General features: G+C 48.9%; 13 protein-coding genes. 6 read left to right on the plus strand and 7 right to left on the minus strand.

Translation table 11 applies throughout. The annotated features are described in order from the left end of the window. Window positions 1-48 precede the first annotated feature (48 nt). The 7 genes from tyrR to pspA form a co-directional block, all read right to left on the minus strand. Window positions 49-1,614, minus strand: a complete 1,566-nt coding sequence (tyrR, locus tag LC084_RS07080) for a transcriptional regulator TyrR (RefSeq protein WP_226570488.1) — start codon at window positions 1,612-1,614, stop codon at window positions 49-51. 194 nt (window positions 1,615-1,808) lie between these two features. After that, window positions 1,809-2,873, minus strand: coding sequence for a YcjF family protein (locus LC084_RS07085; RefSeq protein ID WP_226570489.1), 1,065 nt, complete (start codon window positions 2,871-2,873; stop codon window positions 1,809-1,811). Continuing rightward, a complete protein-coding gene (locus tag LC084_RS07090) occupies window positions 2,870-4,267 on the minus strand; it encodes a YcjX family GTP-binding protein (RefSeq protein WP_226570490.1) in 1,398 nt (465 codons plus the stop codon). The genes LC084_RS07085 and LC084_RS07090 overlap by 4 nt, the downstream gene beginning before the upstream one ends. Before the next feature lie 216 nt (window positions 4,268-4,483). After that, window positions 4,484-4,708 (minus strand): phage shock protein PspD, encoded by a 225-nt coding sequence (locus LC084_RS07095; RefSeq protein WP_226570491.1) that lies wholly within the window; start codon window positions 4,706-4,708, stop codon window positions 4,484-4,486. Next, window positions 4,705-5,064 carry an envelope stress response membrane protein PspC gene (gene pspC, locus LC084_RS07100; RefSeq protein WP_226570492.1) on the minus strand — a complete coding sequence of 120 codons (360 nt, stop codon included), beginning with the start codon at window positions 5,062-5,064 and terminating at the stop codon, window positions 4,705-4,707. The genes LC084_RS07095 and pspC overlap by 4 nt, the downstream gene beginning before the upstream one ends. After that, window positions 5,064-5,291: an envelope stress response membrane protein PspB gene (pspB, locus tag LC084_RS07105; protein ID WP_226570493.1), complete on the minus strand. Its 228-nt coding sequence runs from the start codon at window positions 5,289-5,291 to the stop codon at window positions 5,064-5,066. The genes pspC and pspB overlap by 1 nt, the downstream gene beginning before the upstream one ends. A gap of 46 nt (window positions 5,292-5,337) precedes the next feature. Continuing rightward, window positions 5,338-6,009 (minus strand): phage shock protein PspA, encoded by a 672-nt coding sequence (gene pspA / locus LC084_RS07110; RefSeq protein WP_226570494.1) that lies wholly within the window; start codon window positions 6,007-6,009, stop codon window positions 5,338-5,340. A gap of 232 nt (window positions 6,010-6,241) precedes the next feature. Here pspA and pspF point away from each other — a divergent pair, with 232 nt between their 5' ends. The 6 genes from pspF (at window position 6,242) to sapF (ending at window position 12,610) form a co-directional block, all read left to right on the plus strand. Continuing rightward, complete coding sequence (pspF, locus tag LC084_RS07115) at window positions 6,242-7,231, plus strand: phage shock protein operon transcriptional activator (protein ID WP_226570495.1); 990 nt, start codon at window positions 6,242-6,244, stop codon at window positions 7,229-7,231. Window positions 7,232-7,329: 98 nt separating this feature from the next. After that, window positions 7,330-8,967: an ABC transporter substrate-binding protein SapA gene (sapA, locus tag LC084_RS07120; protein ID WP_226570496.1), complete on the plus strand. Its 1,638-nt coding sequence runs from the start codon at window positions 7,330-7,332 to the stop codon at window positions 8,965-8,967. Then, window positions 8,964-9,929 carry a putrescine export ABC transporter permease SapB gene (sapB, locus tag LC084_RS07125; protein ID WP_226570497.1) on the plus strand — a complete coding sequence of 322 codons (966 nt, stop codon included), beginning with the start codon at window positions 8,964-8,966 and terminating at the stop codon, window positions 9,927-9,929. Before sapA ends, sapB begins: the two co-directional genes overlap by 4 nt. Further along, the gene (gene sapC, locus LC084_RS07130) at window positions 9,916-10,806 is read left to right on the plus strand and encodes a putrescine export ABC transporter permease SapC (protein ID WP_226570498.1); all 891 of its coding nucleotides are present in this window, start codon (window positions 9,916-9,918) and stop codon (window positions 10,804-10,806) included. The genes sapB and sapC overlap by 14 nt, the downstream gene beginning before the upstream one ends. Then, a complete protein-coding gene (gene sapD / locus LC084_RS07135) occupies window positions 10,806-11,798 on the plus strand; it encodes a putrescine export ABC transporter ATP-binding protein SapD (RefSeq protein WP_226570499.1) in 993 nt (330 codons plus the stop codon). Before sapC ends, sapD begins: the two co-directional genes overlap by 1 nt. A 2-nt stretch (window positions 11,799-11,800) precedes the next feature. Then, a complete protein-coding gene (sapF, locus tag LC084_RS07140; RefSeq protein ID WP_226570500.1) occupies window positions 11,801-12,610 on the plus strand; it encodes a putrescine export ABC transporter ATP-binding protein SapF in 810 nt (269 codons plus the stop codon). Window positions 12,611-12,635 lie beyond the last annotated feature (25 nt).

Here is a 12,635-nt window from a genome sequence, read left to right on the forward strand (position 1 = left end):
TGTAATAGAAAAAGCCGGTTAGATTATAACCGGCTTTTTTTTACCTATTTATTCTTCTGCTTTACGGCTACTCAGGCCATATTCCCTTAGCTTATTAGCAATAGCGGTATGTGACACACCCAGGCGCCTTGCCAGTTTACGTGTACTGGGGTAATTACGATAAAGCTGTACCAGCACTGCCCGTTCGAAGCGCCGTGTAATGTCATCCAGCGAACCTTCCATCACGTCATCCCCCACAGGCATGACACTGGCATCCACATCCGGCAATAGAATATCCTGAGAGCGTAGTTCATATCCTTCAAGCTGGGTCAGCGCACGGTAAATCGCATTTTTTAACTGCCGCACATTACCCGGCCAGTTGTAACGGGAAAGCACAGAGCTTAATTCTGATGATAGCTTCGGGCGTGGCACCCCTTGTTCATCAGCAAACCGCGCAACAAACAACTCGGTGAGTGGCATGATGTCCTGCGGGCAATCACGCAAAGGAGGAAGATTGAGTGTAAGTACATTCAGCCGATAATAGAGATCTTCACGAAAGGCACCCTTTTGCACTAATTCAACAAGGTTTTTCTGTGTGGCACAGATAACACGCACATCGACATGCACTTCTTGCTCATCACCAACACGGCGGAAAGTGCCATCGTTGAGAAAGCGCAACAGTTTTGCCTGCATACGTGGCGACATTTCACCAATCTCATCCAGCAGGACAGAACCGCCATTGGCCTGTTCGAAAAATCCTTTTTTCCCCTCCGTAGCGTTAGCGTAAGCCCCGGCAGCATGGCCAAATAGTTCACTTTCAACAGCATCTTCAGGAATTGAAGCACAGTTCAGCGCCAGGTAGGGTTTTTCTGCACGGGGGCTTGCCATATGACAAGCTCTGGCAAACAAATCTTTACCTGTACCCGTTTCACCGACGATTAACAATGGAGCATTCAGGGCGGCAACTTTGCGCGCCAGGTCAACAACATGACGCATTGCACCACTCGCAGCAACAACCTGGCTAAAGGCTTCCACATTGTGGTTATTCAGATTCTGCAACTGCCGCCCCATACGAATAGTTGACTGGAGCATGACAACTGCCCCACCTGGTACAGTTTCGCCACTGTCTTCTGCTTCAACTTGTACAGGCGTAATTTCCATCAGAAAATTTTGCCCGTTAATCACTACGTGTTCGGTATGTGATACAACGGGGCGGCTTTCCAGCCAGCGGACAAAATTAAAACCAGAAATCAGGCTGGCAGCGTTGTGATTTCTGAGTTTATCCGCATCTTGCCCAAACAATGCACAGCATGCCGGGTTAGCCATTTCCACTTTGCTTTTCATATCCAGCGATAATACGGGTTCAGGCAGAGCTTCCAGTAACGCGCTCAATGCCCGATGCTCCCGTTCTGTTGGCATCCAGGGTACTGTGCGTACATCAGATACGCCCGGAATACGGCGAATTTCCGCCATCAAACTGCTGAACGTATCAAATGCCTGGGTGGAAAAATTGAGATAAATACGCCCGATGGGATCAATTTCAATGCCCCGTAAGTCGATGCCACGCAGCACCAGTAGATCGAGCAACTCACGCGTGAGCCCAAGGCGGTCTTCACAAAACACTTCAAGGCGCATGGCGGGAACCTATATATCAGTCAAAAGAACAGACTGTGATAATACTGCACTTCTGCGTTATCCAGAAGCTATCTGTCAACAAATATTGACAGTTAAACATTATCAATCAACCCGGATTGCAGCACAGGTAACTGCGTGAAAGGCATTATAAAAGGAACAACGTAACCGCACCGGCATAGGGTACGGCTACGTTATTATGCAGAGGGTGTATTCGTCTGTTTACTACGTTGCAACGTTGCACGGACTTCACCAATCAGTTCACGGCGAAAATCGCCCAGTTTGGGTTTGTCATCTATCCAGGGGAGCGGGCGGCATAATTCCATGGTTTTGATTCCTAACCGTGCGGTTAATAAGCCAACACCAATTCCCTGAGCTGCTCGTGCAGAAAGGCGTGCTGCCAGGTCCTGAGACATCCAGTCCATCCCTACTTCACGAACCAGTTCACTAGCCCCGGCGAAAGCGATATTCAGCAGCACCATACGAAACAAGCGAATGCGGCTAAAGTAACCCAATTCTATACCGTACAACCCGGCAATATGATTAATCAGCCGAATATTTCGCCAGGCTACGAACGCCATATCAACCAGTGCCAGTGGGCTGACCGCAATCATCAATGAAGACTGAGCAGCTGAACGGCTGATAGCTTTACGCGCCTGGGTATCAAGCACGGGTTGAACCATTTGCCCGTACAGGGTGATAACTTCTTTATCATTGTGGGTTTCATGTAAGGCGGAGTACCAACGCTGCATCGCTGGGTGACGTTGGTCAAGGCCTGCTTTATCGGCCAGCTTTTCACAAAACCCTCGCGCCTTACCAGATGCATGGCTGGTTAACATCTCGCCCGCTTCATGACGTTCCTCTACCCGCTGACGTAACTTCCATAACCTGCGCCATTCTGTTAGCAGTGAGCCCACACCAGCAACCACAATCAAACCGCCAGCAGCACAACCGCCCAGACTGATCCAGTCTTCAGTTACCCAGGCATTGTGTGCCCATGTCACACCCTGAGCTACGACACTCACCCCCAAAATAGCCAGCCCAAGCCCTACCAAACGCCGCCATACGCTTTTTTTGGGTTGCAGTGCGCGAGAAACCAATGCCTCCGCTTGCTGAGAGTCTTCACTGTCCTGTTCATTCACAACGACTGGTTCAAAGTTTTCCGCCGCATCAAACATTTTTGCCGGACGCACGGTGGACTCTACTTTCTGCACTGATTTTTCCTCTGAAAAATCAATACGCGGTTTTATCGGTTCGCTCATCGCAGTTTGTCTCCTATCAAGAACTCCATAGCGGCATCCAACCGAATGTGGGGTAACGGGCTATCTATATCCATATTCAATGGGCGAAACTCTTCAAAAGAAAAGCCTTGCTGTTCCCAGAATGTATTACCCGGTAAACGTGGTGGAACTTCACCCGGGAAAAAGGTCAGTGGTTTTCCGTCTGATAAACGGTGACCCTGTAACGCCGGGATTTTTTCACCCTGATAATCCACGAGACCGGCTGTGGTTGCCTGTACAGAAGCCAGGCCCATACACTCCATTTTTATTCCTTCAAAGGCCGCATTCTGCCAGGCATCCTGCACCAATTGCTGAAGCAGGCTAACAAGGTTGCCATGCTGATCATGGGTAACATGGTCTGCTTTGGTTGCAGCAAATAACAGTTTATCAATAACGGGTGAAAACAGCCGCCGGTACAATGTGCGCTGCCCGTAATGGAAGCTCTGCATTAATTGTGTCAGCGCAAGGCGCATATCATTAAAGGCTTGTGGCCCACTATTTAGGGGTTGCAGGCAATCAACCAGCACAATTTGGCGGTCAAAGCGAATAAAGTGTTCCCGGTAAAACCCCCGTACAATATGCTGGCAATAATAGTCGTAGCGAGCACGTAACATACCCGCGTTGGTTTGTTTCCCTGCCTGGGTAATGACGTGATCACCGACATTATCGACATCAGGCCAGGGGAAAAACTGTAATGCCGGCGCACCCGACATTTCACCGGGTAAGACAAAACGGCCGGGTTGAATAAAATGCAGGCCAGATTTTTTACAATGGTGCAAGTAATCAGTCCATGCTGCCGCGATGTCTGCCAGGCGATTTTCATCTGCCGGGGCATTCGGGTCCAGACCTTGTGCCAATGCCTGCCATTTTGCTGCCATCTCACCTCTGGCACCTTTCAGTAACCCTGTCATTTGGCGTGACCAGGTTGCATAGTCCAGACCCAGCATCGGGAGATCCAGTAGCCATTCGCCGGGGTAATCCACAATATCGAGATACAGCGTGGCGTTTTCTTTGAAGTGCCGCATAACACTTGCGCCAGAGCGAAAACGCAGTGCCAGCCGAATTTCGCTAACACCGCGGGTTGGTGTTGGCCATGCGGGTGGGTCGCCATAAAGCTGAGCTATCCCTTCATCGTAGGTAAAACGCGCAATACCCAAATTTTGTTGCGGTACCCTGCGGGCACCATGCAGACGCCCTTCCCGTGCCGCGTTCAGCAAAGGCAGACGCGCGCCAGTTTGAGTATTGAGTAATTGGTTAACAAATGCAGTGATAAAAGCAGTTTTACCGCTACGGCTAAGCCCGGTAACTGCGAGGCGCAAATGCCTGTCTACGCCCCGATTCACCAGAGCCTGGAATTCATTTTTTATTCGCTTCATAACATTCCTGTTATTGGCCTTTACCTGTATTTTCGCCCCCACGTAAAGGTACCTGAATCACATGTCTGTGGCGCTTACTGCTGTGTATGAGCATACCAATACATCGGGTATTCGCTCAGATAAAACCGCACGCCAGTTGTAACCTCAGTATATACATGAACACCCTCAGAGCAGGTTACCAGACATCATGCCCGCGTAATTTTTAGTATGAATGACTCATAAATCAGAACGATTGTGCCAACGCTGGGTGTACTTTCTCACACCCGTACGCAGTAATGGTTCGAGAATAACGCCCAATATTAACCTTACGGGTTTGTACGCGACCCGCCGAATAACCAGGCTGGCAACCCCGGCGGGCATAACACGTAGCGCTAAGGTCGCTGCAAGCATCAACAGCGGTGCCAGGCGGCGGTGACCTGGCACCAAATGTTCGTTTTTCATAGCTGACGAAACCGACTACGCAGGGTGAAGGAATCAGAGGTGATATAGCGCTCCATAGATTGCAACCGCCTTTCGCTCTCGCCAAGTAACTGATCCGCCTGCGCCAACAAATAATGGTTGTCCGGCATGGTATCTTGCTCTTCAGGCAGACTTTCTGGGCGTGGGTCGAGTGCAAACGTTAATACGATATAAGCCACCACCACAAAAAAGAACAGGCCAAAAAATAGCGACAATATTGTTATTGCCCGCACCAGTTTTACTGGCACGTCGAAGTAATCAGCAATACCGGCACAAACACCTTTTACTATGCCCGCCTGGGGATTACGCCAGAGCTTGCGATTGTGAAATGTTGCCATTAACGTTCCCTCCATCCTGGATGTTCTGCATCCAGGATTTGTTCAAGTGCTTGTATCCGGTCCTGCATCCGCTTAGCCTCTCCTGTGAGTTGTTGCAGGCGTTGTTGCTCATTCTGTGATAAGACACTTTCGCCTTTCTCACGGTTGCTGTAGTGCAACCACAGCCAAATGGGTGCAACAAACAACATAAAGATCGTTAACGGAATAGCCAGAAAAAGCGCGCTCATTTTTTCTCCTTAACATATGACGCGCACGCAGCATACCTGCGCGCAATTAGGCGTTGGTGTCCTTGTTCATTTTGGCTTTCAGTGCCGCAATTTGCGCACTGATTTCATCATCGGCCTTCAATTCTGCAAACTCCTGGTCGAGCGTTTTACTTTTGCCAAACTGCTGACTTTCTGCTTCGGCTTCCATCTGATCAATACGGCGTTCAAATGCGTCAAAACGCGCCATTGCTTCATCCAGCTTCCCGGTATCAAGTTGGCGACGGACATCACGGGATGAAGCGGCTGCCTGGTGGCGCAGAGCCAGAGCTTGTTGGCGGGCACGGGTTTCAGTCAGCTTTTTCTCAAGCTCCCCGATTTCTGTTTTCATCCGCAGCAATGTTTCATCAATGTGCTCAACTTCATTGTTGAGGCTGCCAACCAAATCTGTCAGTTTCTGTTTTTCTATCAACGCCGCACGAGCGAGATCTTCTTTTTCTTTCCTGAGCGCCAGTTCAGCTTTTTCCTGCCACTCTTGCTGACGAGCCAGAGCTTGATCAATACGTCGAGTCAGTTGTTTTTTCTCCGCCAGCGCCCGTGCTGACGTTGAACGAACCTCAACCAGCGTATCTTCCATTTCCTGAATCATCAGGCGAACCAACTTTTGTGGATCTTCAGCTTTTTCCAGCAGTGAGTTGATATTGGCATTAATGATGTCAGTAAAGCGCGAAAAAATTCCCATTGAAATCTCCTTAGCCGGCCAGCCAGAGCTACACCGGTTTTTTGCATGGCACCTGAGTGATACCCCTTAGCTTGCTATCACTACACGCGATTACGTTTGCTATTACCAATGGGGTATTACAAGTTGCGTGCCAAGTTTTTAATCATTTGAAATAAATGACTTTTATGAGTTTTACCTGTAGGGAAAACCTGGCTATAGTGGTTAGATACACCATTAAATAGTGAATTTAACCATGATGAATGACAAAGATAATCTGGTTGGTGAGGCAAATAACTTTCTGGAAGTACTGGAACATGCCTCCCGCCTTGCTCAATTGAATAAACCCGTTCTGGTGGTGGGTGAACGGGGAACGGGCAAAGAGCTGGTAGCACATCGTATTCACTATTTGTCACCTCGGTGGCAAGGTCCTTTTGTTTCACTCAATTGTTCTGCACTGAATGAAAATTTACTGGATTCGGAGCTTTTTGGGCACGAAGCTGGGGCATTTACCGGAGCACAGAAACGCCACCCGGGAAGGTTTGAACGTGCTGAAGGTGGCACACTCTTTCTGGATGAACTGGCTACAGCACCCATGCAGGTTCAGGAAAAACTGTTGCGCGTTATTGAATACGGGGAGCTTGAGCGTGTGGGTGGAACTCAGCCATTAAAAGTGGATGTCAGACTAGTTTGCGCAACTAATGCCGATTTGCCTGCCATGGCGGACAACGGTCAATTCAGAGCCGACCTGCTCGACAGGCTGGCATTTGATGTGGTTACGTTACCGCCCCTGCGCGAGCGGCAGCCTGATATTTTATTGCTTGCCCAACACTTCGCTATTCATATGTGCCGTGAAATGGGGTTGCCTCTTTTCACTGGTTTTAGTGAGCAGGCTGAAGCGCAATTGCTGGCCTGGCCGTGGCCTGGCAATATTCGTGAGTTAAAAAATGTTGTTGAACGGTCAGTTTACCGCCATGGGCCAGACCCGGACGTGTTGGAAAATATAGTTTTTAACCCCTTTTCTCCAGAAAAACAGCAATCTGTTGGCGATGAACCACTCCCATTACCAGACAGTTCCATGCCGGTGTTACCTGTGGATTTAAGAGCCTTTCAGTTACAACAAGAAAAAAACTTAGTTGAAGCCAGCCTGCAAAAAACCCGATTTAACCAAAAAATGGCGGCAGAACAGTTGGGATTAACCTATCACCAGTTGCGTGCTTTGCTCAAAAAACACCAGATTCATTGACCAGGTGATTATATTTACAGCAAACATCCCGACATTTTTTGGGATGGCGATAAGAGTGCGATACACTTAAGTTATTGGTTATCGTCACTCAAAAAAATATGCGCTCATTTCTCGTTTCATTGCTGGCCTTGCTGGGTTCTTTTAGCAGCACAGCTTATGCTACGTCACACGACTCACCGCCGGATATTCGCCAGAGCGGTTTTGTCTATTGTGCTAATGGTCAGGTTAATACCTTTAATCCGCAAAAAGTTAGTGAAGGTTTAACGGTAGATACCCTTGCAGCTCAGCTCTATGACCGGTTACTTGATGTAGACCCTTACACATACCGGCTGGTGCCAGAACTCGCACAAAGCTGGGAAGTTCTTGATAATGGAGCCACTTTCCGCTTCCACTTGCGCCACGATGTCGCTTTTCAAACGACTGAATGGTTTACACCAACCCGCAACTTCAATGCTGATGATGTGGTGTTTACGTTCAAACGTATCTTTGACAAGAATGACGCCTGGCACAATGTCAACGGCGACAATTACCCCTATTTCGATAGTCTCCAGTTCGCCGATACAATTGAGAGTATCCGCAAGCTGGATAATTACACGGTTGAGTTTCGCCTTAAACGCCCCGATGCCTCTTTCTTATGGCACCTTGCCACACACTACGCTTCTGTTATGTCGGCGGAATATGCCCACAAGCTGGAAAATGCGGGTAAGCAGGAGTTAATTGACCGGCTACCAGTAGGAACCGGGCCATTTAAACTCACCGAATATCGCTCCGGGCAATTTATCCGCCTGGCGCGGCATGAACATTATTGGCGTGGCGAGCCGAAAATGCCGCAAGTTGTTATTGATATGGGCGCAGGTGGTACCGGGCGTATGTCACGGTTACTCACTGGTGAGTGCGATGTTCTGGCCTGGCCCGCTGCCAGCCAGTTGACCATTTTGCGTGATGACCCGCGTCTACGTTTGACATTAAGGCCTGGGATGAATATTGCGTTCCTGGCATTTAATACCAACAAGCCACCGCTGAATAACCCAGCGGTTCGCCATGCGCTGTCGCTCGCTATTAATAACCAACGTCTGATGCAGTCCATTTACTATGGCACTGCGGAAACTGCTGCTTCAATTTTGCCACGTGCCTCCTGGGCCTATGACGGTGGGTCCAAAATTACGGAATACAACCCGGAAAAATCGCGTCAACAACTAGAGGCACTGGGAATTAAAAATCTGACATTACAGCTTTGGGTGCCGACCAGTTCGCAACCCTGGAACCCCAGCCCACTAAAAACAGCCGAGCTTATCCAGGCGGATATGGCCCAGGTGGGTGTCAACGTCGTTATTCGTTCCGTTGAGGGGCGTTTTCAGGAAGCCCGGTTGATGGATATGAGCCATGACCTGACACTAACTGGCTGGGCAACAGACAGTAATGACCCGGACAGTTTTTTCCGCCCATTGCTGAGTTGCGCGGCAAGCCGCTCACAAACAAACTTCTCACACTGGTGTGACCGGGATTTTGATGCTGTTTTACAACAAGCGCTGGACTCCCCACAGCTTTCATCACGTATTGAAGCTTATCACCATGCTCAGCAGATTCTCGCACAGGAGCTTCCGGTTCTCCCTCTGGCGTCTTCGTTGCGTTTGCAGGCATACCGGTATGACATGAAAGGTCTGGTGCTTAGTCCGTTTGGTAGTGCTTCATTCGCAGGTGTCTGGCGTGAAACGCCTGAGGCGAAAAAACCATGATTATTTTTACATTACGCCGCTTGCTATTACTGCTGGTCACCCTGTTTATGCTCTCTTTTGTAGGGTTCAGCCTTAGCTATTTTACCCCTCATGCACCACTACAAGGTGCCTCTGTTTGGAATGCGTGGATGTTTTGGTTCAACAGCCTTATCCACTGGGATTTTGGTGTATCAAGCATTAATGGTCAGTCTATTAATGAACAGCTTGCAGAGGTTTTCCCGGCTACGCTGGAGTTATGTATTCTGTCATTCGGTTTGGCACTGGTGATAGGCATCCCACTGGGAATGCTGGCAGGTATAACCCGGTATAAATGGCAGGATAATGTCATTTCAACTCTGGCGTTGGTAGGGTTCTCCATTCCCGTATTCTGGCTTGCACTTTTGCTGACGTTATTTTTCTCCCTCACCTTAGGCTGGTTCCCTGTATCAGGAAGGATAGATTTACTCTATCAAGTAAAGGATGTGACAGGTTTCGCGTTGATTGATGCCTGGCTGTCGGATTCCCCTTACCGCAATCAAATGATTATGAGTGTTTTACGCCATATGGTATTGCCAGTAGCGACTTTAACGCTTGCCCCCACAACAGAAGTGATACGTTTAATGCGCATCAGCACGGTAGAAGTATTTGATACCAATTATATTAAAGCGGCTGCAACCCGCGGGGTATCGCGGTTTACCGTGTTGCATCGCCATGTGCTGCATAATGCCCTTCCCCCGGTGATTCCACGCCTTGGGTTGCAATTCTCCACTATGTTAACGCTTGCCATGATAACTGAGGTGGTGTTCAGTTGGCCCGGTCTTGGGCGCTGGCTGGTTAACGCGATTCGCCAGCAAGACTACGCTGCCATTTCTGCAGGCGTGATGGTCATTGGTTCGTTAGTTATCATCGTAAACGTTGTTTCCGATATTTTGGGAGCGCTGGCCAACCCATTGAAACATAAGGAATGGTATGCCCTACGATAATGTTTACAGCGAAAAGCGACCACCGGGCCCATTGTTGATTACCTGGCGTAAATTCTATGGTGACACACCGGCTATGATTGGGTTGTACGGCTGCGGTGCATTATTGCTGCTGTGCCTGTTCGGCCATATATTTGCCCCGTATGGTATTGACCAACAGTTTCTTGGTTACCAGTTGCTGCCACCGTCCTGGTCTCGCTATGGTGATGTTTCCTTCTTTCTGGGTACTGATGATTTAGGGCGAGATGTATTGAGCCGGTTACTCAGTGGTGCATTACCCACGGTAGGAGGTGCCTTTGTTGTCACCCTGGCAGCAACAATTTTCGGTTTGTTCATGGGTGTATTTGCCGGTTCAACTCATGGCCTGCGGTCTGCTGCACTTAACCATATTCTTGACACTTTGCTGTCTATTCCTTCATTGCTATTGGCAATTATTGTTGTTGCTTTTGCCGGGCCGCACCTCGCTCATGCCATGTTTGCAGTTTGGCTGGCTTTATTACCACGTATGGTGCGCTCTGTTTATCTGCTGGTACATGATGAACTGGAAAAAGAGTATGTCATTGCTACAAGGCTTGATGGTGCTTCTACACTGAATATTCTGGTTTACTCGATTTTGCCAAATATAGCAGCAGGCCTGGTTGGGGAAATTACTCGTGCTTTTTCTATTGCGATACTGGATATCGCCGCACTCGGTTTTCTTGACCTTGGAGCGCAGCTTCCCTCGCCTGAATGGGGAGCCATGTTGGGTGATGCACTCGAATTGATCTATGTTGCTCCCTGGACCGTGATGCTGCCCGGCGCTGCTATCATGATAAGTGTCCTGTTAATTAACCTGCTGGGTGATGGTATTCGCCGCGCAATCATCTCAGGGGTGGAATAATGCCATTATTGGATATACGTAATCTCACCATTGAATTCAAAACCAACGAAGGCTGGGTTAAAGCCGTAGACCGGGTAAGTCTAACGCTCAACGAGGGCGATGTTCGTGGTTTAGTTGGTGAGTCTGGTTCTGGTAAGAGCTTAATTGCTAAAGCTTTGTGTGGTGTAACTAAAGATAACTGGCGTGTTACGGCTGACCGTATGCGCTTTAATGATATTGATTTGATGCGCCTGTCGACGAGAGAGCGTAGAAAGCTTATTGGCCACAATGTTTCAATGATCTTTCAGGAACCGCAATCCTGCCTTGATCCTTCAGAATCTATTGGCCGCCAATTGATGCAAAATATTCCCCGCTGGACCTGGAAAGGCCGTTGGTGGAAACGGTTTGGCTGGCGTAAACGTCGGGCTATTGAGTTACTTCACCGCGTTGGCATTAAAGATCATAAAGACGTCATGCGCAGCTATCCGTATGAGCTGACTGAAGGTGAATGCCAGAAAGTCATGATTGCCATTGCTCTGGCAAACCAACCCAGATTGCTTATCGCAGATGAACCAACCAATGCGATGGAACCTACAACACAGGCACAAATTTTTCGTCTGCTGAGCCGGCTCAACCAAAATAACAATACGACCATTCTCTTGATTAGCCATGACCTGCAGATGCTTAGCCAATGGACAGACCGTATCATTGTGATGTATTGCGGGCAGACGGTGGAGTCAGCCCCCAGCGATGAATTAATTTCGATGCCGTACCATCCTTATACTCAGGCACTGATTCGCGCCATTCCTGATTTTGGGAGCGCAATGCCGCACAAAAGCCGTCTTAATACTCTGCCAGGTGCTATTCCGTTGCTTGAACACCTGCCCATTGGCTGCCGTCTTGGGCCACGTTGCCCATATGCTCAGCGTGAATGTATAGAAACCCCTCGCCTGACAGGTGCCCGCAGCCGCCAGTACGCATGCCATTTCCCGTTAAACATGGAGAGCCAGTAATCATGGTGGAAACATTACTCGAAGTCAGAAACCTGAGTAAAACCTTCCGCTATCGCACAGGAATGTTTCATCGGCAACTGGTTGAAGCTGTTAAACCGCTTAGTTTCATGCTCCGTGAGCGGCAAACTCTGGCAATTATTGGTGAAAATGGTTCGGGAAAATCCACACTGGCCAAAATGCTGGCCGGAATGGTTCCTCCGAGCGCAGGTGAAATCGTCATTAATGACCACCCTCTGCATTACGGTGATTATGCGTGGAGATGCCAGCAAATACGCATGATCTTTCAGGATCCAACAACGGCACTTAACCCACGCCAGCGGGTTTCTCAAATACTCGATTTTCCGTTACGCCTGAATACCGAGTTAGAACCAGAAGAACGCCGTAAACAGATTGTTGACACATTGCGTATGGTTGGGCTGCTTGCGGATCATGCAAGCTATTACCCGCATATGCTCGCGCCTGGGCAAAAACAGCGTTTGGGTCTTGCCAGAGCGTTGATCCTCAGGCCTAAAGTGATTATTGCCGACGAGGCACTGGCAGCACTGGACATGTCTATGCGTTCCCAGTTGATCAATCTGATGCTGGAACTCCAGGAAAAACAAGGTATTTCATATATCTATGTAACTCAGCATATTGGTATGATGAAGCATATCAGTGATCAAGTTATGGTAATGCAACAAGGTGAGGTCGTTGAGCGCGGCAGCACTGCAGATGTTCTCGCATCTCCATTGCATGAACTCACTCGACGTCTTATCAACAGCCACTTTGGCGAAGCCCTGACAGCTGATGCCTGGCGTAAAGATAACAAATAAGCGATGTAAGTTTTCTTGCTGTTCT

This window comes from Mangrovibacter yixingensis (assembly GCF_020523985.1).
GTDB lineage: Bacteria > Pseudomonadota > Gammaproteobacteria > Enterobacterales > Enterobacteriaceae > Mangrovibacter > Mangrovibacter yixingensis.